Origin of the sequence: Aureimonas sp. Leaf324 (assembly GCF_001423245.1) — a bacterium.
Lineage (GTDB): Bacteria > Pseudomonadota > Alphaproteobacteria > Rhizobiales > Rhizobiaceae > Aureimonas.
The window spans coordinates 208478-228640 of sequence record NZ_LMOH01000025.1; the positions used below are offsets into that span (position 1 = coordinate 208478).

The 20163-nt window shown below is 69.5% G+C and carries 19 protein-coding genes and 1 pseudogene; 11 read left to right on the forward strand and 9 right to left on the reverse strand.

Annotated elements, in window-relative coordinates:
• Nucleotides 1-24 precede the first annotated feature (24 nt).
• Entirely contained in the window at nucleotides 25-576 is a 552-nt protein-coding gene (locus ASF65_RS14960; RefSeq protein ID WP_244486722.1) for a cupin domain-containing protein, read from the forward strand.
• A gap of 9 nt (nucleotides 577-585) precedes the next feature.
• On the opposite strand, the gene ASF65_RS14965 is transcribed toward ASF65_RS14960, so the two are convergent.
• Nucleotides 586-2040 carry an NAD-dependent succinate-semialdehyde dehydrogenase gene (locus tag ASF65_RS14965; protein ID WP_055890653.1) on the reverse strand — a complete coding sequence of 485 codons (1455 nt, stop codon included), beginning with the start codon at nucleotides 2038-2040 and terminating at the stop codon, nucleotides 586-588.
• A 307-nt stretch (nucleotides 2041-2347) separates the two neighbouring features.
• Here ASF65_RS14965 and ASF65_RS14970 point away from each other — a divergent pair, with 307 nt between their 5' ends.
• From ASF65_RS14970 to ASF65_RS14980, 3 genes and pseudogenes are all read left to right on the forward strand, one after another.
• Nucleotides 2348-3751, forward strand: coding sequence for an MFS transporter (locus ASF65_RS14970; RefSeq protein WP_055890655.1), 1404 nt, complete (start codon nucleotides 2348-2350; stop codon nucleotides 3749-3751).
• A gap of 60 nt (nucleotides 3752-3811) precedes the next feature.
• Nucleotides 3812-5095, forward strand: a pseudogene (locus ASF65_RS14975) (arsenic transporter); the annotation flags it as partial.
• 78 nt (nucleotides 5096-5173) lie between these two features.
• Nucleotides 5174-5353: a hypothetical protein gene (locus tag ASF65_RS14980; RefSeq protein WP_055890658.1), complete on the forward strand. Its 180-nt coding sequence runs from the start codon at nucleotides 5174-5176 to the stop codon at nucleotides 5351-5353.
• A 12-nt stretch (nucleotides 5354-5365) separates the two neighbouring features.
• On the opposite strand, the gene ASF65_RS14985 is transcribed toward ASF65_RS14980, so the two are convergent.
• Entirely contained in the window at nucleotides 5366-5860 is a 495-nt protein-coding gene (locus ASF65_RS14985) for a ferritin-like domain-containing protein (RefSeq protein ID WP_055890660.1), read from the reverse strand.
• 204 nt (nucleotides 5861-6064) lie between these two features.
• On the opposite strand from ASF65_RS14985, the gene ASF65_RS14990 reads away from it, so the two are divergent.
• On the forward strand, nucleotides 6065-6910 hold the full coding sequence (locus ASF65_RS14990; RefSeq protein WP_055890662.1) for a type 1 glutamine amidotransferase: 846 nt from the start codon (nucleotides 6065-6067) through the stop codon (nucleotides 6908-6910).
• A 62-nt stretch (nucleotides 6911-6972) separates the two neighbouring features.
• Nucleotides 6973-7278, forward strand: coding sequence for a hypothetical protein (locus ASF65_RS14995; RefSeq protein WP_055890664.1), 306 nt, complete (start codon nucleotides 6973-6975; stop codon nucleotides 7276-7278).
• Nucleotides 7279-7287: 9 nt separating this feature from the next.
• Here the strand turns inward: ASF65_RS14995 and ASF65_RS15000 are convergent, their stop codons facing one another.
• Nucleotides 7288-8529 carry a glycerate kinase gene (locus ASF65_RS15000; RefSeq protein ID WP_055890666.1) on the reverse strand — a complete coding sequence of 414 codons (1242 nt, stop codon included), beginning with the start codon at nucleotides 8527-8529 and terminating at the stop codon, nucleotides 7288-7290.
• Nucleotides 8516-9127 carry a TetR/AcrR family transcriptional regulator gene (locus ASF65_RS15005; RefSeq protein WP_055890670.1) on the reverse strand — a complete coding sequence of 204 codons (612 nt, stop codon included), beginning with the start codon at nucleotides 9125-9127 and terminating at the stop codon, nucleotides 8516-8518. The genes ASF65_RS15000 and ASF65_RS15005 overlap by 14 nt, the downstream gene beginning before the upstream one ends.
• Before the next feature lie 172 nt (nucleotides 9128-9299).
• Here ASF65_RS15005 and ASF65_RS15010 point away from each other — a divergent pair, with 172 nt between their 5' ends.
• From ASF65_RS15010 to ASF65_RS15025, 4 genes are all read left to right on the forward strand, one after another.
• A complete protein-coding gene (locus ASF65_RS15010; RefSeq protein WP_055890672.1) occupies nucleotides 9300-9797 on the forward strand; it encodes a (2Fe-2S)-binding protein in 498 nt (165 codons plus the stop codon).
• A complete protein-coding gene (locus ASF65_RS15015; protein WP_055890675.1) occupies nucleotides 9794-10852 on the forward strand; it encodes a xanthine dehydrogenase family protein subunit M in 1059 nt (352 codons plus the stop codon). The genes ASF65_RS15010 and ASF65_RS15015 overlap by 4 nt, the downstream gene beginning before the upstream one ends.
• Nucleotides 10845-13100, forward strand: coding sequence for a xanthine dehydrogenase family protein molybdopterin-binding subunit (locus ASF65_RS15020; RefSeq protein WP_055890678.1), 2256 nt, complete (start codon nucleotides 10845-10847; stop codon nucleotides 13098-13100). Before ASF65_RS15015 ends, ASF65_RS15020 begins: the two co-directional genes overlap by 8 nt.
• Before the next feature lie 77 nt (nucleotides 13101-13177).
• Nucleotides 13178-13663 (forward strand): MgtC/SapB family protein, encoded by a 486-nt coding sequence (locus ASF65_RS15025; protein WP_055890680.1) that lies wholly within the window; start codon nucleotides 13178-13180, stop codon nucleotides 13661-13663.
• A gap of 3 nt (nucleotides 13664-13666) precedes the next feature.
• On the opposite strand, the gene ASF65_RS15030 is transcribed toward ASF65_RS15025, so the two are convergent.
• The 5 genes from ASF65_RS15030 to ASF65_RS21525 form a co-directional block, all read right to left on the reverse strand.
• The gene (locus tag ASF65_RS15030; RefSeq protein ID WP_055890794.1) at nucleotides 13667-14659 is read right to left on the reverse strand and encodes an MBL fold metallo-hydrolase; all 993 of its coding nucleotides are present in this window, start codon (nucleotides 14657-14659) and stop codon (nucleotides 13667-13669) included.
• Nucleotides 14660-15038: 379 nt separating this feature from the next.
• On the reverse strand, nucleotides 15039-15419 hold the full coding sequence (locus ASF65_RS15035; protein ID WP_244486726.1) for a response regulator: 381 nt from the start codon (nucleotides 15417-15419) through the stop codon (nucleotides 15039-15041).
• The gene (locus ASF65_RS15040) at nucleotides 15412-18861 is read right to left on the reverse strand and encodes a CheR family methyltransferase (protein ID WP_082505673.1); all 3450 of its coding nucleotides are present in this window, start codon (nucleotides 18859-18861) and stop codon (nucleotides 15412-15414) included. The genes ASF65_RS15035 and ASF65_RS15040 overlap by 8 nt, the downstream gene beginning before the upstream one ends.
• A gap of 13 nt (nucleotides 18862-18874) precedes the next feature.
• Nucleotides 18875-19423 (reverse strand): PAS domain-containing protein, encoded by a 549-nt coding sequence (locus tag ASF65_RS15045; protein ID WP_055890683.1) that lies wholly within the window; start codon nucleotides 19421-19423, stop codon nucleotides 18875-18877.
• A gap of 233 nt (nucleotides 19424-19656) precedes the next feature.
• Nucleotides 19657-19821 carry a hypothetical protein gene (locus ASF65_RS21525; protein WP_156369330.1) on the reverse strand — a complete coding sequence of 55 codons (165 nt, stop codon included), beginning with the start codon at nucleotides 19819-19821 and terminating at the stop codon, nucleotides 19657-19659.
• A 115-nt stretch (nucleotides 19822-19936) separates the two neighbouring features.
• On the opposite strand from ASF65_RS21525, the gene ASF65_RS15050 reads away from it, so the two are divergent.
• Nucleotides 19937-20131 carry a hypothetical protein gene (locus ASF65_RS15050; RefSeq protein ID WP_055890686.1) on the forward strand — a complete coding sequence of 65 codons (195 nt, stop codon included), beginning with the start codon at nucleotides 19937-19939 and terminating at the stop codon, nucleotides 20129-20131.
• The last annotated feature ends 32 nt before the right edge of the window (nucleotides 20132-20163 follow it).

Sequence of the window (20163 nt, forward strand, 5' to 3'; positions counted from 1 at the left end):
ACGGCTGCAACGGGGAGAATGGTCGTGGATGCAATCGATATCGGCGGCCGGCTGCGCCAGCTCCGCCTCGCTCACGGCCTGTCGCAGCGCCAGCTCGCCAAGCGCGCCGGGGTGACCAACTCCACCGTTTCGCTGATCGAGGCGAACGCCACGAACCCGTCGGTCGGGGCGCTGAAGCGCATCCTCGACGGGCTGCCGGTGGGTCTCGCGGAATTCTTCGCCTTCGAGCCGGCGCCCGACGCGCGCGTCTTCTTCCGCGCGGACGAGCTCGTCGAGATCGGCAAGGGCCCGATCTCCTACCGCCAGGTCGGCGAGAGCCTGTTCGGCCGGGCGCTGCAGATCCTGAAGGAATGCTACCAGCCGGGCGCCGACACCGGACAGGTGCTCCTCGTCCACGAGGGCGAGGAGGGCGGCATCGTCCTGTCCGGGCGGCTGGAGGTGACGGTGGGCGAGGAGCGCCGGATCCTCGGACCCGGCGACGCCTATTATTTCGAGAGCCGCAGGCCGCACCGCTTCCGCTGCGTCGGTCCCAACCCTTGCGAGGTCGTCAGCGCCTGCACGCCGCCGACCTTCTGACGACGGGCGTTACAGACCGCCCATGTGGAGAGACTTCAGCTCCAGGTACTCGTCGATGCCGTAGGCCGAGCCTTCGCGCCCGAGGCCCGACTGCTTCACGCCGCCGAACGGCGCCGATTCCATCGACACGGTGCCCGTGTTGAGGCCCACCATGCCGAACTCCAGCGCCTCGCCGACGCGCCACGCGCGGCCGATGTCGCGCGTGTAGAAGTACGACGCGAGGCCGAAGGGCGTGTCGTTGGCGATCCGCACCGCCTCGTCCTCGGCGCCGAAGCGGATCAGCGGGGCGAGCGGTCCGAACGTCTCCTCGTTGGCGATCAGCATCGAGGTGTCGGCACCGGTCAGAACGGTCGGGGCGACGAAACGGCCCTTCGTGGCGTCGCGGCCGCCGGTCACGAGCTTCGCTCCCTTCGACAGCGCGTCCTCCATGTGGCGGACCACCTTCTCGGCCGCCGCATCGTTGATCAGCGGGCCGACGGTCACGCCGTCGTCGAAGCCGTTGCCGAGCTTCAGCTTGGCGGTCTCGGCGCCCAAGCGTTCGGCGAAGCGGTCGTAGATCCCGTCCTGCACCAGGATGCGGTTGGCGCAGACGCAGGTCTGGCCGGCATTGCGGAACTTCGACATCATCGCGCCGGCCACCGCCTGGTCGAGGTCGGCATCGTCGAAGACGATGAAGGGCGCGTTGCCGCCAAGTTCGAGCGAAAGCCGCTTCAGCGTCTTGGCGGACTGCTCCATCAGGAGGCGGCCAACCGGGGTCGAGCCGGTGAAGGAGAGCTTGCGCACCGTCTCGTTGCCGGTCATCTCGCCGCCGATCGGCGCGGCCTTGCCGGTGACGACGCTGAAGACGCCCTTCGGGATGCCGGCGCGCTCGGCGAGGACCGCCAGCGCCAGCGCACAGAAGGGCGTGAGGTCGGCGGGCTTCAGGACGATCGGACAGCCGGCGGCAAAGGCCGGGGCGGCCTTGCGGGTGATCATCGCGATCGGAAAGTTCCACGGGGTGATCGCGACGCAGACGCCCACCGGCTCGCGCAGCACGAGGATGCGCCGGTCGCCCGTCGGGCCGGTGAAGGCGTCGCCGTAGATCCGCCGGGCTTCTTCCGCGAACCACTTGGCGAAGCTCGCGCCGTAGGCCACCTCGCCCCGCGCCTCGGCGAGCGGCTTGCCCTGCTCGGCCGTCATGATGGCGGCGAGGTCGTCGGCGTTCTCGAGAATGAGGTCGTTCCAGCGCTCCAAAATCGCGGCGCGCTTGGCCGGCGGCGTGCGGCGCCACGCCGGAAACGCCTCGTTCGCCGCCTCGATCGCAGCCCGCGTCTCGGCCGCGCCGCAGTCGGGCACCGTGGCGATCACCTCGCCGGTCGCGGGGTCGACGACGTCGATCGTTCCGGCCGTGTCGATCCATTCGCCGGCAACGAGAGCCTGCGTGCGCAGGAGGGACGGGTCTTTCAGACGGCTCTGGAGCTGCATGCCGGCTTTCCTTCCAAGTCTGTTCACAACGAGATGCGGGACGCGGGCGCCGATCTTGCCCTTTCGCAGGCGCATCGCAAGCGCGAAAGCGGTGCGATGCGCGGGCCGGCGTCGGCAAGGCCGCGGCACACGACGCATGCCGGATCGGTCTCCGATCCACCGGCGCCTGGATACAGTCGATGTCCAATCCATACGGCACGACGAAATCGCGCGGCCGGCACGCAACCAATCGACCTCACGCGGACTTGATAGCCGGCTGAACGCAGGCGGCGCGCACGTGCGCCCAGGTCACCGGGGACGAAACCGCATGAGCACCATCGCCGCCGCGCCGGGCGCGCAGGTCAAGTCCACGCCCTCGCGCTCGATCCGGGCGCTGGGGGCGGTCAACTTCTTCCTGGCAGACGTCCGGGATGGTCTCGGGCCGTTCCTCGGTATCTTCCTGGTCGGTCAGGGCTGGAGCGCCGCGGAGATCGGCCTTGTCATGACGATCGGCGGCATCGCCGGCATGCTGGCGACGACGCCGCTCGGGGCGCTGGCCGACGCCTCGCGCGCCAAGCGCTTCATGGTCGGCTTCTGCGCCGCCCTCGTGATCGTCGCATCGCTCGCCATCCTCTTCGTGCCGACCTTCGCCTTCGTGACCGCCTCGCAGATCGCGACCGGCATCGCGGGCGCCGCGATCGGCCCGGCGCTTGCCGGCCTGACGCTCGGCCTCGTCGGCCAGAAGGGCCTTGCCCCGCAGCTCGGGCGCAACGAAGCCTGGAACCACGGCGGCAACGTTTTTGCCGCCGCCGGCGCCGGTTTCTTCGGCTACGAGTTCGGCCTGCCCGCCGTGTTCATCCTGATGACGATGATGGCGGTCGGATCGATCGTCGCCGTCCTGATGATCCGCCCGGACGACATCGACCACGACGTGGCGCGCGGTCTCGACCGCAAGGAGGGCGCCGAGCGCGAGGCGCCGTCGGGCTTCAGCGTCCTGTGGAAGTCGCGCCCGCTCCTGATCCTCGCCGCGACCCTCATGCTCTTCCACTTCGGCAACGGTGCGATGCTGCCGCTTCTCGGCCAGCAGGTGGCAGCCCAAGCCGAGCAGGATACGACCATGGGAGCGGCAACCGGCACCGCCAGCGCAACGCCGAACGCCGCAGCCGACACGACCACGACGGCCGTCTCGCCGGGTCAGTCCACCGCCGGTCGCCCGGCTTCGGAGCCGGTGCGCCAGCCCTCGACGCTGCAGACGCTCCTCTCCGATCCCGTGTCCTACACGGCGGCCACCGTCATCATCGCGCAGCTGACCATGATCCCGATCGCGCTGGTCGCTGCCGGGTTCGCCAGCCGGCGCGGCTACTTCCTGCTGCTGGTGGCCGCCCTCGTGGCGCTGCCGGTCCGCGGGCTGATCGCGGGCCTCTGGCCGAACCCCTATGCGCTGATCCCGGTGCAGATGCTGGATGGCGTCGGCGCCGGCCTCCTCGGCGTCGCGGTGCCCGGCCTCGTCGCGCGGATGCTGCGCGGCACCGGGCACATCAATGCGGGTCTCGGCGCTGTCATGACGGTCCAGGGCGTCGGCGCGTCGCTGAGCCCCGCGATCGCCGGCGCGATCGTCACGAGTTTCGGCTATTCCACCGCCTATCTGTCGCTCGCGGCCTTTGCGATGTGCGGATTGGTGCTATGGCTCGTCTCCTCGCCCAAGGTCGCCGCCGCCTGTTCGGGCGACTGACGACGAACCTGCAGCCATCGCCCGTTTTCGACCACCGCCTCGGGGCGTGCCGCCCGCGAGCCCAAGACCCTGCGGCCCATGACCCAAAGCCTTCCCATCGCCATCTGGGTGGTCAGCGCCCTCACTGTCTTCGGCGTCATCTTCCGGCCGGGAAACTGGCCGGAGTGGATCTTCGCGGTGGCGGGCGCGGTGATCCTCGTCGTGCTCGGCCTCCTGCCCTGGCAGGAGGCGGCCCAGGGCGTCGAGATGGGGACCGACGTCTACCTGTTTCTTGCCGGCATGATGCTGCTCGCCGGCACCGCGCGGCGCGAGGGGCTGTTCGACTATCTCGCGGCCTTTGCGGCACGCTCGGCGAAGGGCTCGCCGCAGCGCTTGTTCCTTCTCGTCTACCTGATCGGCACGCTCGTCACGGTGTTCCTGTCGAACGACGCGACGGCCGTGGTGCTGACCCCGGCGGTGATCGCGGTGGCGCGGGCCGCCAAGGTCGCCTCGCCGCTGCCCTATCTCCTGATCTGCGCCTTCGTCGCCAACGCCGCCTCGTTCGTGCTGCCGATCTCCAACCCCGCCAACCTCGTGGTGTTCGGCTCGGACATGCCGGCGCTCGGCGAATGGCTGGCGCGCTTCACGCTGCCGTCGATCCTGTCGATCCTTGCGACGTTCTGGCTCCTGCGCTGGACGCAGCGGAACGAACTCGTCGGCACCACCGACACCGATGTCGCCATTCCGCGGCTCTCGGTCGGCGGCCGCATCGCGGCGATCGGCCTTGTCGCCGCCGCACTGGTGCTCCTCGTCTCCTCGGCGATCGGACTGGAGCTCGGACCGCCGACGCTGGTCGCGGGCCTCCTCACCGCCCTCGCGGTGACGATCGGCGAGCGCTCGAGCCCGCTGCCGCTCGTCCGGGAAGTGTCCTGGGACACGCTGGTGCTGGTGGCGGGCCTCTTCGTTATCGTGCGTGCGCTCGAGGTGAGCGGATTGCAGGCGACGCTGATCGACACGCTGCAGGGGCCGCTGAACGCAGCGCCCGATGCCGGCGCCTTCGCCTCCGGCGCCGCGCTCGCCTTCGGCACCAACCTCACCAACAACCTGCCGCTCGGCCTTCTCGCCGGCGCCTTCACGACCGCCGCGGACCTTCCGCAGAAGGTGGTGGACGCGATCCTCGTCGGCATCGACATCGGCCCGAACCTGTCGGTCACCGGGTCGCTCGCGACCATCCTCTGGCTGACGGCGCTGCGCCGCGAAAACCTCGATTTCGGGGCCATGGCCTTCCTGAGGCTCGGCTTCGTGGTCATGCCGCCCGCGCTCGTCCTCGCGCTCCTGGCGGTCGTCTACCAGCCTTGGGGCTGATCGCCACAACGGGGCGGGTCCGGGTTGCGGGCCGCTCGAAGGAAGCGCATTCTCGATCCCTCACCGGGGAGACCGTCGATGTTCCTCGAATACCGAAACTGGCGACCGCCCGAGCCGATCAAGCCCACCCCCCGCCTGTCGAAGCGCGGGGAGCGGGTGCTCTTGTGGGTGCTCGGCGTGAATTTCGCGATGCTGCTCTTCGGCCCGCTAGCCGGGACCAGCGTCTTCCAGGGCCTCTGGGCGCTGGTCTTCGGCTGACGGCGCGCGCCGTCAGGCGTCGCTCGCCTGCGCGTTGACCGAGCTTTCGGCAAGGTCCGACAGGATATCGTCGGTGTTCTCCTCCTCGATCAGCGTTTCCTTGAGGAGATCGGCAGCTTCGTCGAGGCCGAGCTGGCCGGCCCAGGCGTAGAGCGTGCCGTAGCGCGTGATCTCGTAGTGCTCGACAGCCTGCGCGGCGGCGATGATCCCGGCGTCGAGCGCCTCGGACCCCGCGAACTCCTCCATCACCTCCTGCCCTTCCGCGATGATGCCGAGGATCGCCTGGCATTCGACGCCCTCGGGCTTGGTGTCCAGAAGCCCGAACACCTCGTCGAGGCGCGCGACCTGCCCCTCGGTCTCATCGAGATGGACGCCGAGCGCCGACTTGAGATCGGTGGAGACGGCAGCTTCCATCATCTTCGGCAGCGCCTTCAGGATCTGGTTCTCCGCGAAGTAGGTGTCCTTCAGCTGATGGAGGAAGAGGTCGTGCAGCGTCTTGTCGGCCATGGGGCGCCCTCGATGTCGGTTGCGGACCGGGCGTTGTCGCCGGGATCCTCGGCGGGTGAAGCCGCCGTCCGCCGCCCGCGTTCCCCGCCGTCTTCGTAGCCGTCTGCCAACATGGGCGGCCCTGCGACATTCCGGCCCGTGCCCGATCGCCGTGCCCTGGCGTTGCCTCATGAGCCAATTCCGCATGACCCGAAGAGATCCGCCTTGCCCCTTCGCTTCCTGATCGTCGCCAGCGAGACCCCCGACCAGCGGGAGGCCCGGCGAAAGGACGTCGGCGCCGCGTCCGACGAGACCTATGCCGACACGCTGCGGACGATCGAACCGGAGATCGTGTGCGAGACCGTCTCCTGCGTCGACGGGACGACACCGCCCTCGCCCGAGACTCTCCGCGCGTTCCACGGCATCGTCCTGTCGGGATCGCCGATCCAGATGCACGCCGACACGCCGGAAACGCGCTCGGCGGCCGCGTTCATGACGCGCGTCTTCGAGGCGGGCGTACCCGCATTCGGCTCCTGCGCGGGTCTTCAGATCGCAAGTGTCGCGGCTGGGGGACGGTGCCAGCCGCGCTCGCCGCGCATGGAGGCCGGGTTCGTGCGCGGCATCGTCGCGACCGATGCCGGGCGCGTCCATCCGCTGCTCGCCGGGCGCCCGCTGACCTGGGACGCGCCGGCCATGCATTCCGACGAAGTGTCCGTCCTGCCCGACGGGGCGAGGATCCTTGCCGGCACCCGCACGACGCCCGTCCAGGCGGTCGAGATCCGCCACGGGGCCGGCACGTTCTGGGGCGTCCAGTATCACCCCGAACTCTCGCTTGCCGAGATCGCCGCCGCGCTTCGCCGCCAGAAGGAGGACCTTCTGGAGGAAAAGCTCGTCGCCGACGAGGCGGCGCTGGAGGCCCATGCCCGGCGGATCGAGGCGCTCGATGCCGAGCCGGAGCGGCGCGATCTCGCCTGGCAGCTGGGTCTCGACCGGGAGGTGACGGAGCCCGGGCGTCGCATGCGCGAGATCGGCAATTTCATTGCCCACGCGGCGTCTCGGAAAGCCTCATAACCGTTGTAGATCAAGGGCTTGATACCCATATCAGGGAGGCGAAACAAACCCCCGGAACCCTGATGAAACCCGACCTTCTCCATGCCCTTTTCCACGACCTTCAGGCCTATGGCTCTGTGCGCCTCAAGAAGTCGAAGCTCCTCTGGATGCTCGGCCGCGTGCTTGAGACGCCGACCGTCTGGGACATGCTGATGCGCGAATGGGCCGAGTTCGGCCAGACGAAGCCGCTTTACGGCTTCCAGCACGGCGACGAGATCACGCTCGCGGTGCAGGCGAGCGAGGACATCGGCGCGCGCTGGACGACGCGGCGCGAGCCGGCCCATCGTCCCGTCCCGCTCCTTCAGCATCTCGAGCCGGCGGCGGCCTGAGGCCGCCGTTCAGCGCACGAGGATCGCGCGGAAGTCGTTGACGTTGGTGAAGGTCGGACCCGTCACGACCAGCCGATCCAGCGCCGCGAACGGCGTGTAGGCGTCGTGGTCGGAGAGGTGCCGCGCGAGATCGATCCCGCGCCGTGCGGCGTCCGCCGCCAGCGAGGCGTCGAACCAGGCGCCGGCATTGTCCTCCGACCCGTCGATCCCGTCCGTGTCGCAGGCGATCGCGGACATGCCGGGTTGCCCGTCGAGGGCATGAGCCAGCGACAGGAGATACTCGCTGTTGCGCCCACCACGCCCGCCCTTCTTGTCGGCTCCCACCGTCACCGTGGTCTCGCCGCCCGACAGGAAGAGGGTCGGCCGGCTGACATGCGCGGCGCGAACGCGGGCCGCATGCTCGGCCCCGACCGCGCTCGCCTCCCCCTCGATCGCATCACCCCAGATCACCGGCTCGAGCCCGAGGCCGCGCGCCGCCTCGGCCGCCGCCTCCAGCGCCATCATCGGCGTCGCCAGCATGTGGAAATCGCCGTAATCCTCGCGCAGCGCCGTGTCCGCATTGGCGAGGATCGCATCGCGGATGCGGTCGTCCACCGCGATCTTGTATCGGTCGAGGATCACGAAGGCCTCGTCGGGACCGCTCGCTGTCGCGACGGTCGGTCCCGAACCGATCGTGCCGGGATCATCGCCCGGGACGTCCGAGATCGCATAGGTCACGAGGCGCGCCGGGGAAACGGCCCGGGCGAGACGCCCGCCCTTGATCCGTGAAAGCGCCTTGCGGACGGTGTTCATCGCATCGATCGGGGCGCCGCTCAGAAGCAGCGCGCGGTTGATCGCCTGCTTGTCGGCGAGCGTCACGCCGGGCGCCGGCAGGGCGAGGAGCGACGACGCGCCACCCGAGATCAGGACCACCACGAGATCGTCGGCACCTGCGCCTTCGGCGAGGTCGAGGATGCGCCGTGCGGCCGCCTCACCGGCCGCGTCCGGCACGGGATGGGAGGCCTCGACGACCTCGATCCGACGGGTCGGGACCGCATGGCGGTAGCGGGTGACGACCAGCCCCTCGCAAGGGCCGTCCCAGACGTCCTCGAACGCGGCGGCCATGGACGCCGCAGCCTTGCCGGCGCCCAGCACCAGCGTGCGCCCGCGCGGGCGCTCCGGCAGGCGCCCCTCGAACCGTCCGGCCGGCATCGCATGGCGCAGCGCCGCCTCGAAGACCTCGCGCAGGATCGCGCCGTCACCCTCGGTCATGAATGCCCTCCCCCTTCCGCCCGCCGGCCCGCATGCCGTCGACGAAGACGTCCATCAGGCGGATCACGTTGTCCTCCCAGTCCGGCTGCTTGGCCATCAGGCAGAGGCCGATCAGCGTCTGGAGAAGGTCTTCCGCGCCGACGTCGTCCCGGATCTCGCCGGCCTCGACGCAGCGCTGGAGCAGCATGCCGACGGCGCGCGTCAGGTGCCGGAAGGAGAACGCGTAGATCTCCGAGCCGCTGTCGATGGCGAGCGCCAGCGTCGTCAGCATGCCACGCTTGGTGGCGACGAGGCGAACCTCCTCGCGCAGCCACAGGCGGAGCGCAGGCAGCGGCGGCTCGCTTAAAGCCAGCGTCTCGGCGAGTTGCGCGAGCTGCTCGACCTCGCGGCGGTAGACCGCCTCGAACAAGGCTTCGCGCGTCGGGAAATGGCGATAGAGCGTCCCGATGCCCAGCCCCGCGCGGCGCGCCACGGCCTCGAGGCTCGCGCTCCCGTCGGCGACGCGGAAGACCTCCGCCGCAGCCGTCAGCAGGCGATCGCGGTTTTTCGCCGCGTCCGCCCGGACCTTGCGCGTTGCCTTCGGAGCGTCAGTTTCCATTTCCGGAATTGGAATGCCTCCAGTCTTGTAAACGGAGGCTGCCTCCGTATAATTGGCGTGCGGCGCATCGGCCTCTGAAACCGGCCGGCCCGCCTCAGCCTGATCGGCGCCGAGCCCTGCAGCCCCCGGTTCCGACACATCCGGTTCGACATATCACCGAAAGGGTGACGGCATGAACCACTCGATTCAACTGACCATCAACGGGGAACGGCGCGAGGTGATCCTCGACGATCCGCGCGTCACCCTCCTCGACCTCCTGCGCGAGCGAGAGGGCCTGACCGGCACCAAGAAGGGCTGCGATCGCGGCCAGTGCGGCGCCTGCACCATCCTCGTCGACGGGCGGCGCGTCGTGTCCTGCCTGTCGCTCGCCCTCTCCCACGACGGCGCCGACATCGTCACCATCGAGGGCCTGGCAAAAGACGGCGAGCTGCATCCCGTCCAGGCCGCCTTCATCGCCCATGACGGCTTCCAGTGCGGCTACTGCACGCCCGGCCAGATCATGAGCGCAGTGGGCCTCATCGCCGAAGGCCAGACCGACGGCGACCCCGAGCGCATCCGCGAGGGGATGAGCGGAAACCTCTGCCGTTGCGGCGCGTATGCCGGCATCACCGAGGCGGTGATCGAGGCAGAGGCCACGATCGCGGGCCCGCGTCAGGAGAAGGCGGCATGAACCGCTTCGACTACATTCGCCCCGAGACCGTCGCCGAAGCGGTGGCGGCCGCCGCCCGGCCGGGCTCGGCGTGCCTTGCCGGCGGCACCAACCTCCTCGACCTGATGAAGGGCGGCGTCACGCTTCCCGAACGGATCGTCGATCTCACGTGCCTGCCGGGCCTGTCGGCGGTCGAGACCCTGGGCGACGGCAGCGTGCGGATCGGCGCCCTCGTGCGCAACGCCGATCTCGCGCACGACCGCGCCTTCGCCGCGCGCTTCCCGGCCGTCGCCGAGGCGCTGCTGTCGGGCGCCTCGGGACAGTTGCGCAATGCGGCGACCGCCGGCGGCAACATCCTGCAACGCACGCGCTGCCCCTATTTCGCCGACACCGCGAGCGCCTGCAACAAGCGCGAGCCCGGCTCCGGCTGCGATGCGCGGGGCGGCGAGAACCGCTCGCACGCCATCCTCGGATGGAGCGACAGCTGCATCGCCACCCACCCGTCGGACTTCTGCGTACCGCTGGCAGCGCTCGGTGCCGTGGTCGAGCTCGAAGGGCCGGAGGGCCGGCGCGAGGTGCCGCTCGTCGACTTCCACCGCCTGCCCGGCGACACGCCCGAGATCGAGACCGAGCGGCGCGCGGGCGAGATCGTCACGGCGCTGCGTCTGCCGGCGGACGCCGCCGGCTTTGCCGCGCACGCCCGCTATCTGAAGCTGCGCGAGCGCACCTCCTACGCCTTTGCCGTGGTCTCCACCGCCGCCATGCTGCGGATCGAGAACGGGCGGATCGCGGAGGCGCGGATCGCGCTCGGCGGCGTCGCCCTGAAGCCGTGGCGCGCGGTCGAGGCGGAAACGCGTCTCCACGGCACCGAGCCCGGCATTGCGGCCTTCGAGCAAGCCGCCGAAGCGGCGCTCGCGGGCGCCCGCCCCTCCGGCGACAACGCGCACAAGATCGAACTCGCCCGCCGCCTCGTGGCGCGGGCCCTGCAGCTGGCGGCTGCCGGCACGCCCGAGCGCGTGCCCGCCCTGCCCGGCTCTCCCTTCGCCCCGGTTCCGGAAGGAATGCTCCATGTCTGAGATCGGCCTCACCAACGATCCGGCGCGCATGCGCCATGGCTCCAACATCGGCCAGCCGATGACGCGCCGCGAGGGCGTCCTGAAGGTGACGGGCGCCGCGACGTTTGCCGCCGACAACCATCCGCCCGGCATGCTCTACGCCGTGCCGGCCACCGCCACGGTGGCGCGCGGGCGGCTCGTCTTCCTGGACGAGGCGGCGGCGCGCGCCCATCCCGGCGTCGTCGACGTGATGACCACCGCCAACCGGCCAAAGCTGGCGATGGACCCGGACGCCAAGACCAACCCGTTCATGTTCCGGCTCGACCTCCTGCAGAACGATCACGTGCGCTATGCCGGCCAGCCGATCGCGGTGGTGATCGCCGAGACGCTGGAAGCCGCGTCGGAAGGCGCGCGGCTCCTGAAGCCGCGCTTCGAGGCCGAGCCGGCGCGCGTGACCCTCGACGACGCCGAGAGCTTCGTGCCCGAGGTCGTCGGCGCCGGAAACCCGGCCGAGGCGGCGATCGGCGACGTCGAGGCCGGGATCGGCGAGGCCGCGCTCGTGGTGGACACGACCTACGAGACGCCCGCCCAGTACCACAATGCGATGGAGCCGCATGGGGTCGTCGCGCGCTGGGAGGGCGACAAGCTCATCCTCGACATGCCGACGCAGGCGCTCGCCATGGCCCAGCAACGTCTTGCCGGCCTCTTCGGCATCGCGCCGACCGACATCCATATCCGCAGCCCGTATCTCGGCGGCGGTTTCGGCTCCAAGGGCTTTCCGGCCGGTCCCCAGGTACTCGGCATCATGGCGGCGCGCATGACCGGGCGACCGGTCAAGCTGGTTCTCCGCCGCGACCAGATGTACGGCCCCGTCGGCCATCGCGGACCGACCCGCCAGCACATCCGCGTCGGCCTCCAGTCCGACGGCGCACTGACGGCGATCGAGAACCGCACCCGCACGGCGTCCTCGACCTTCGACGACTTCTTCGAGCCGGCGGCCGACGTCGCCCATACGCTCTACGCCGCCCCAGCGATCCGCACCGCGCACGAGGGCGTGCGCCTCGACACCGGCACGCCGCTCTTCATGCGTGCGCCGGGCGAAGCGTCGGGCTCGATCGCGCTCGAATGCGCCATCGACGAGGCCGCGGAGGCTGCGGGGATGGATCCGCTGGCCTTCCGGCTGAAGAACTACGCCGAGCGCGAGCCCATTTCCGGCAAGCCCTTCTCCTCGAAGGCGCTGCGCACCTGCTACGAGGAGGGCGCCCGCCGCTTCGGCTGGGCAGGGCGGCCGTCGGAGCCCCGTTCGATGCGCGACAAGGCGGGACGGCTTCTCGGCTGGGGCATGGGCACGGCGACCTTCCCGGCGCTGATGTTCCAGGCCAAGGCTCGCGCCACCCTGCGCGCCGACGGCTCGGGGCTTCTCGAAACGGGCGCCCACGACATGGGCCAGGGTGCCTGGACGGCGCTGGCACAGATCGCGGCCGACGCCGTCGGGCTGCCGATCGAGCGCGTCGAGTTCCGCGCCGGCACGTCGGACCTGCCGGACGCCGGCATCGCGGGTGGTTCGGGCCACACGGCGACCGCCGGCATGGCGCTCCATTCGGCCGGTCAGGCGGTGATCGCCAAGCTTGCCGAGATCGCCACCGCCGACGAGGCCTCGCCGCTGTTCGGGGCGGGCAATATCGGCACGCTCGCGCGTGACGGTCGCCTCGTGCGCCGGGACGACGAGAGCCGGGGCGAAGAGTTCGCCGTGATCCTCAGCCGGGCCGGTCTGGAGACGATCGAGGCCGACGGCCAGGCGGCCGCCGACCCCGCCGCCCAGGAGACCTACGCCATGCACGCTCACGGCGCGGTGTTCGCCGAGGTCAGCGTCGATCCCGACCTCGGCCAGATCCGGGTAACGCGCCTTGTCGGCGCGTTCGCCGCCGGCCGCGTGATCAACCCGCGCATGGTGCAGAGCCAGCTTTATGGCGGCATGATCTGGGGCCTGTCCTTCGCCCTGCACGAGCACGCGGTGATGGATCGCCGGACGGGCCGTGTCATGAATGCAGACCTTGCCGAGTATCGCATTCCGGTGAATGCCGACGTGCCGCCGATGGAGGCGATCCTCGTCCACGAGGACGACCCGCACGTGAACGCGCTCGGCATCAAGGGTGTCGGCGAGATCGGCATCACCGGCACCGGGGGCGCCATCGCCAACGCGGTGCGCCACGCCACCGGTCGCCGCATCCGCCGCTTCCCGATCGGCCTCGCCGATCTCGTCGGCTAGCCGTCCAGCGGCCAAGGAACGGCCGCCCCCGCCTTGCCGTTGGCATCCTGGATGCAACGGGATGGCGGGGGCGACCCATGACGGACTGGAACATCGTCTGGCGGCTCGGGCTGGCGTCGCTCTCGGGGCTGGCGCTCGGTCTCGACCGCGAGTTGCGCGGCATCTCGGCCGGCGTGCGCACCCATGCCCTTGTCGCCCTCAGTTCCGCCCTCATCACCATCTCGGCGCTCGAGCTCCAGGCCAGCCTTTCGGCCCGGGGCGAAAGCGGGCTCGACCCTTTGCGGGTGATCCAGGGATTGGCGCAGGCCGTCGGCTTCGTCGCGGCCGGCGCGATCTTCGTCTCGCGCGGCAGCGTGCACAATCTTACCTCGGCCGCCAACATCTGGCTCGCCGCGGCACTCGGCATCGCATCGGGCGCCGGCCAGTTCCGGCTCGTCGCCATCGGGCTGGCGTTCGGGACCGTGATCCTGACCGTCGTGCGCATGTCTGAACGCTTTCTCCCCCGCCGTGACAGACGAAAAGGAGGTGCAGGGGACGAAACGCGAGGCCCGGACCGGGGCTGACCGTCAAGCCATCGGCACGTCCCAGACCTCGCCCGGCAGCATGGGGCGAAAGCGCTCGCGCGCGATGTCGCGGTTGCGCAGCGTCTCGGCGAGAAGCCGGCCGGGCTCGTCGATCGGCTCGTCGGTCAGCTGGAAGGTCGACCAGTGGTGGCCGGCCGCATACTGCGCCTTCGCCAACACCATGCCCGCCACGGCGTCTTCCGGCCCCTGGTGCTGGCCGGCCATAAACCAGCGGGGCTCGTAGGCGCCGATCGGCAGGATGGCGAGGCGAAAATCGCCGTGCTTGGCAGCGGCCGCGCGGTAGTTGATGCCCTCGTGGAAGCCAGTGTCGCCGATATGGTAGATCCGGCCGGCCGCCGTCTCGACGACGAACGCTGCCCACAGCGCCATGCGCCGGTCGCGAAGGCCCCGCGCCGACCAGTGATGCGCGGGCTCGACATGGATCACCGCACCTGGCGTCTCGATCCGGTCGCCCCAGTCCCCGACCTGAAGCCGCATGCCCGGCACCGCGTCGAGCACGATCCGATCGTTGCCGAGCGGCGTGACCACCAGCGGATCGTGCTCGGCCTTCAGCCGCGCCAGCGTGTCGACGTCGAGATGGTCATAGTGGTTGTGGCTGAGAAGGATGAGGTCGATCTTCGGCAGGCGCTCGAAGGCGATCCCCGGCTCGACCACGCGCCTTGGGCCGAGGAAGGAAACCGGTGAGACGCGCTCCGACCAGACCGGGTCCGTCAGGATGTTGAGACCGGCGACCTGCAAGAGAAGCGTCGCATGCCCGACCATGGTCAGCCTGAGGTCCTCGACCCGGGCGTCGGGCACGGCCGCCGGGAACGGGCTTTCGACCCGCTCCGGCCAAGCGGCGCGCTCGCTGCCCCCGCCGAAGCGCCAGCGCAGGACGTCGGTGAAGGGGCGCGGCTCGATGCCGCCCGGATTGAAGAAGCGCGTCCCGTCGAAATGGTCGCTCGGTGGGCCGTCGTAATAGCGGTTGCCGGCCATCGCGGTCCTCGTGCCTGCGACCGTGGCGGTCGCCGCGGCGCCGAGCCCCAGGAGCTGAAAGATCTGTCTTCGGTTCATCGGGGGCAAGATGAGGCGCGCCCGGCCATCGAACAAGGTCGCCGGAGCCACCGACCGGCACGATCACGCGAACGCGTCGAGCCGAACGAACGCCGGCGCGTCGTGATGCCTTTAAGGCGGCGAGAGTTCAGTGGGGCGGATGCGGACCCCGCAGCATCGGAATGGGCCGGCGGCGAGCTTGCGGACGATCGACGATCATCCCTGCGGCTCGGTGGTCGCCGGCAGCATCAGCCGGTTCCCGATCCCCTGGGTCGATCGTCAGATGCCGGACGCCACCCTGAGGATGCGCCTTGCCCCTCGCCTATTCGCCGCTCGTGACGGCGGCGCGCCCCACCGCCATCGCATCCTCGATCGCGGCCTGCAGCGACGAGGGCGAGGAGGGCTTCGAGCAGATCCGGGCCGAGGGATAGCGCTGGCGAAGCTGCTGGTCGTCGGCGTGGCCGGAATGGAAGATGATGGGAACCGCGGCGGCATGCAGCGCGTCTGCCACCGGAAACACGTCGCCGTCCTTCAGGCGGACGTCGAGGATCGCGCAGTCGGGGGTCTTAGCCGAGAGCCCGTCCCCGGCCTCACGCACGGTCGGATAGGGACCGTCCATCTCGTAGCCCATTCCGGTCAGCACATCCTCGATATCCAGCGCCACGAAGAACTCGTCTTCCACCACCATCACGACGCTAGACACGAGCAAGAACCTCCGCGGGCAAACGCATCTCGATCTGGAAACGCCCCTCGCCCGTCGAACGGCGGATCTGCGTGTCCAATTGACGAGAAGACGTTTGAACCAGAAGGGTTCCAAATCCCGGCTCGCCATCATCGGCCTTGGTTCGGTCGGATTGTTCCAGCCAGGAGAAGTCCAGCCCGTCGTCCTGCAAGGTCCACGACACGAGAAGCCGCCCGCTATCTGCTCCGAGCGCCCCGTATTTGTAGGAATTGGTCGCCCATTCGTGGAGAAGGAGGGCGAGCGGCGAAAGGTAGCGCCCGTCGATCGTGGCGCTCGGGCCTTCGAGTTCGATATCGGCCTGCCCGCGATAGGCCGCCAGCGTCGTCTCGAGAAGTTCGCCGAGATCGATCGCGTACTGCTCGCCCGAGGGGGCGGCCAGCGAATGGGCCCGGCCGAGCGCCGCGATCCGCTCGCGCATCCCGCGCGAGAAGGCCCGCACGTCGGAATGGGTGCGCGAACCTGCCGTGATCATCCCGCCGATGATGGCGAAGAGGTTCTTCACCCGGTGGTTCATCTCGCGCAGCATGATCTCGCGCGTGTTGGTCGCCTCGCGCTCGGTGGTCACGTCGATCGAGACGCCGACGAGGCGCCGGGGCGCAGAATCGGCGACGAGACGTCCGAACCCCTTGAGGTAGCGCGTCTCGCCGTCCTGCGCGGCCACGCGAAAACTCGCCTCGAAGTCCGCCTCGCCCGAGGCCGCGCGCCCGAGTTCCTCCTCGATGCGCTCGCGGTCCTCCGGCTCGATCGTCGCCAGGAGGTTCTCGATGCGATGCGTCTCGGCATCGTCCGCCCCGAAGAGGTCGCGCTCGGTGGGGTCGAGGATCACCTGGCCGCTGTCGGGCAGATATTCCCAGATGCCGATGCCGCCGGCCTTCACCGCCAGATCCAGGCGCTCGCGCTCGGCGGTCAGTTCGCGCTCCAGCGACAGGGCGTCGGTGATGTCGGTGAAGACCAGCGTCACGCCGTCGACGCTGTCGGTCTGCGTGCGGTAGGGCATGATGCGCAAGGACAGCGTCCGGTCGGCCTTGCGCAGCGTGACGCGCCTTTGCATCGGCGCATTCCCCTCGAGCACGGCCTCGGCGTCGCCGAGATAGGCGTCGTCGTCGAGGCGGCTCGTCATGTCGGCGAGCGGGCGACCGCGGTCGGAGGGCTGGAACGGAAAGAGCTTGAGCGCGGCGGCCGTGAACGAGCGCAGGCACAGGTTGCGATCGAGGACGACCACGGCGAGCTCGGTCGATTCGAAGAAGTTGCGAAGGTCGGCGTTGGCGACGGTGATCTGGTCGACCTTGCCCTTCAGCTCGTCGTTGACGGTGGACAGCTCCTCGTTCGTCGACTGAAGCTCCTCGTTCATCGACATCATTTCTTCATTGGAGCTTTTGAGCTCCTCGTTCGCCGTCTCCAGCTCCTCCACGGTCGAACGCAGGCGATGGCGCGTCGAGCGCAGCTCGTGCTCCAGCGTCTCCAGGTGATCGTCGCCGTCGCTCATCGCCACGAGGTCGGGGTCCGAGGCCGCGTGGAAAGGCGCCGTCTCGCGAAACACGAAGAGGAACGTGCCGTCCGGCATCGGATCGCACACGACCTGCACCTCCTGGGTGCCGTATTCGGACTTCACCTCGACCGCGTTCACGACGAGCCGCTTGCCGTTGTCGCGGACCTGACGAAGGAGCGGGCCGACGACGCTGCGAAGGCCCGGCTTGGCGAGCGAGGTCGCGCTGGAGCCGCCCGCCCGCGAGACGGGGAAGTCGAAGAAGCGGCTGAGCGGCCCGTGCGCGGCGGCGATGTTGCCGTCCTGATCCAGCACCAGCGTCGCCGGGGCGTAGCGGTCGACGATCCGGCGCAGGAGCGCCGTCTCGTCGCTGTCCTGACCGCCGAGCCGTCGCCCGCCGGCGTCGGCGGAGCGCACCGGGCGGCGCATGCCGCTGCCCGGCAGGTCGATCGGATATTGCGGCGCGCCGGGCGAGCGCTCGAAGAGGCGCGCCTGATGGTCGATCGCCGGAAACAGGTATTCGAATCGGCTGACGCTCTCGGACGGACCGAGGAAGAGGTATCCGCCCGGCCGCACGGCGTAGTGCATCAGCGGGATCACCGACTGCTGCAGGCGATCGTCGAAGTAGATGAGGAGGTTCCGGCACGACAGAAGGTCGATGCGCGAGAACGGCGGATCCTTGACGAGGCTGTGCGGCGAGAAGCGGATAAGGTCGCGGATCGCCGGGACGATCGCGAAGCTTTCCGCATGGGGCACGACGTAGCGCTCGCGCCAGTCGGCGGGAATGTCGGCGAGCGCGGAGGCGGGATAGATCCCGTCGCGGGCGATGCGCAGCATGCGCTCGTCGATGTCGGTGGCGAAGATCTGGACGCCGAGCGGCTGGCCGGTCTCGCGCGCGACCTCCGCAAAGATCATCGCGATCGAATAGGCCTCCTCACCGCTCGAGCAGCCGGGCACCCAGACGCGCAGGTCCTCCTCGCCCGCGTGCTCGCGCATCAGGAGCTCGATCGCCTTCTCGCGCAGGACCTTGAAATGTTCGGCGTCGCGGAAGAAGCGCGTGACGTTGATCAGGAGATCGCGAAACAGCGCCTCGCATTCGGCGCCGTCGGCGCGAAGGCGCGCGACGTAGCTGCGGCCCGTGTCGAGGCCGAGGACATGCATGCGGCGCTCCACCCGACGCACCAGGGTCGAGCGCTTGTAGCCGGAAAAGTCGTGCCCCACCGCGCTGCGCAGGACGCGCGTCAGGTCGCCCACGAGATCGGCGCCGAAGCCGGCCTCGGTTTCCGTCGTCTCGCTCTCGCGCCGGCGGAAGAACGAGGAGAGGCAGGCAAGGATCTCGCCCGGCGATTTGATGAAGTCGACGAGGCCCGTGCCGACCGCCGAGACCGGCATGCCGTCGTATTTCGCGGTCGAGGGATCCTGCACGACGCAGAGGCCGCCGTGCTCCTTGACGGCGCGCAGGCCCGTCGTGCCGTCCCCCCCGGTCCCCGACAGGATCACGCAGGCCGCGCGGGTCTGCTGGTCGCCGGCCAGCGAGACGAAGAAATCGTCGATCGGACGCCGCAGTCCCCGTGGCTGGGCGAACTCGGTCAGCTCCAGCACCCCGTCGCTGACGATGAGCCCGTGGCCGGGCGGGATGATGTAGACGGTTTCCGCCTGCAGACGCTCGCCGCCCTCGCTCTGCACGACGGTCAGCGGCGTGTGGCGGTCGAGAAGCTGGGCCAGCATGCTCTCATGATAGGGGTCGAGGTGCTGCACCACGACGAAGGCCATGCCGGTCGGCACCTTGGCCGCGCCCAGCATCTCGCGCAGCGCTTCGAGACCACCCGCCGACGCGCCCACCCCGATGATCGGCAGAAAGGGAATACCCTCCTGCCCCTCGTTGTCGGTCGTTATCCCGGACGATTGGCGATCCATGTCCTGCGACGCGTCATCCATCGAGTTCGGCGAGCCTCAGCTTGGCCTGGGCGACCGTGGCGGCCGTGTTGGCGATCGTCATCAAGGTGCCTTCGATGACGATTCCCGTGTCGGCAAGCTTCGGCTTCAGTTCGAGAAGCGTACGCGCGAGCTCGCGGTCGTAGGCGGCCAGAAGCTCCGGCTGCGAGCGGCTGACGTCGAACTGCGAGGCGAAAATGAAGTCGCAGCGGCCGGACTGATTGCGCAGCTTCGACATGAAAAGAAGATTGACGAAGGGATGGCCGTCCTTGTGGAAGTTCACGATCGGCGTGCGGACGGTGTCCTGCGTGTCGGAAGCGAGGAACATGCGGATGCGCTCGCGCGCCTCGCTGTTGTCGGCGTCCCGCTGGAGCATGCGGCAATTGCGCCCGACGACATCGGCCGCCGTATAGCCGGTCAGTTCCTCGAAGGCGTCGTTCACGCGCAGGAGCGGATTGTCTTCGCCGCAGGCCGCCAGCGCGATGGCCACGCTGGCCCGCTCGAAATAGGTTTCGAGCTGCGGCGGAATGGAGTGCGACTGCAAGTCAACGACCTTTCGGAACGGCGGCGCCTTCGCGCTGCCCTAGCATGGATGCGCACGGCAACCCATGCGGCCGAAGGCATCGCGCGCCAACACTTAAGGTCTTTCCCGATCGAATGCGAGAAGCGCCTCGGTCTCGAGGTCCGCCCGAAGCGTCTGACGACCACGATCGCAGCGCTCGCCACGGCCGTGCCGGTGCCCGCACCAAGGTTCCGACGCCCACTTTTTCCTTCGCTTCAGGCTGCTCCGTGGAGGCAGAGCACGAGAGCCGACAGCCAGACGATCGTCGACAGGATCATTCCGGTCGCGAGCCCGCGGGCCGGCGCGAGAGTGCCATGACGATCCTGCTGCCGGCGCCTGACCGTTCGAACCTGCTGGATGTGTCGGATTGCTCGAGCCATGCCATATTCCCTTCGCGAAAGGGAACGCAGCAACCCGCTCGCCGGGTTCAGGCCGAAATCCGTAGGCGGGATGATTTCCCGCCCGTCTCGAGTCGCCACACTGCCGAGGTGTTACATGGACCAGCACAGGGATGTCATCTGGAGCGAGGACGAGTGCGTCGCGAGGCTCCTCCAGCTTCTGCCGGACGAGGCGGCGAGAGAGGCGGTCCGGGCCCGCCGTGCCGACGTCGCGCAACTGTTCCGCGACGCCTATGCCGACGGCGTCGAGAACGGGATACTTGCAGCGCGCGCGGCCGATCCGCTCCTGTAGCGATCCGGCGGACCGGACCGCGGGAGACCCGC

Excerpts from the sequence above, each read along its gene's own strand:
- ASF65_RS14965 (WP_055890653.1), bottom strand. The coding sequence starts at position 2,040 with ATGCAGCTCCAGAGCCGTCTGAAAGACCCGTCCCTCCTGCGCACGCAG.
- ASF65_RS14970 (WP_055890655.1), top strand. The coding sequence starts at position 2,348 with ATGAGCACCATCGCCGCCGCGCCGGGCGCGCAGGTCAAGTCCACGCCC.
- ASF65_RS14980 (WP_055890658.1), top strand. The coding sequence starts at position 5,174 with ATGTTCCTCGAATACCGAAACTGGCGACCGCCCGAGCCGATCAAGCCC.
- ASF65_RS14985 (WP_055890660.1), bottom strand. The coding sequence starts at position 5,860 with ATGGCCGACAAGACGCTGCACGACCTCTTCCTCCATCAGCTGAAGGAC.
- ASF65_RS14995 (WP_055890664.1), top strand. The coding sequence starts at position 6,973 with ATGAAACCCGACCTTCTCCATGCCCTTTTCCACGACCTTCAGGCCTAT.
- ASF65_RS15000 (WP_055890666.1), bottom strand. The coding sequence starts at position 8,529 with ATGACCGAGGGTGACGGCGCGATCCTGCGCGAGGTCTTCGAGGCGGCG.
- ASF65_RS15005 (WP_055890670.1), bottom strand. The coding sequence starts at position 9,127 with ATGGAAACTGACGCTCCGAAGGCAACGCGCAAGGTCCGGGCGGACGCG.
- ASF65_RS15010 (WP_055890672.1), top strand. The coding sequence starts at position 9,300 with ATGAACCACTCGATTCAACTGACCATCAACGGGGAACGGCGCGAGGTG.
- ASF65_RS15015 (WP_055890675.1), top strand. The coding sequence starts at position 9,794 with ATGAACCGCTTCGACTACATTCGCCCCGAGACCGTCGCCGAAGCGGTG.
- ASF65_RS15020 (WP_055890678.1), top strand. The coding sequence starts at position 10,845 with ATGTCTGAGATCGGCCTCACCAACGATCCGGCGCGCATGCGCCATGGC.
- ASF65_RS15025 (WP_055890680.1), top strand. The coding sequence starts at position 13,178 with ATGACGGACTGGAACATCGTCTGGCGGCTCGGGCTGGCGTCGCTCTCG.
- ASF65_RS15030 (WP_055890794.1), bottom strand. The coding sequence starts at position 14,659 with ATGGCCGGCAACCGCTATTACGACGGCCCACCGAGCGACCATTTCGAC.
- ASF65_RS15040 (WP_082505673.1), bottom strand. The coding sequence starts at position 18,861 with ATGGATCGCCAATCGTCCGGGATAACGACCGACAACGAGGGGCAGGAG.
- ASF65_RS21525 (WP_156369330.1), bottom strand. The coding sequence starts at position 19,821 with ATGGCTCGAGCAATCCGACACATCCAGCAGGTTCGAACGGTCAGGCGC.
- ASF65_RS15050 (WP_055890686.1), top strand. The coding sequence starts at position 19,937 with ATGGACCAGCACAGGGATGTCATCTGGAGCGAGGACGAGTGCGTCGCG.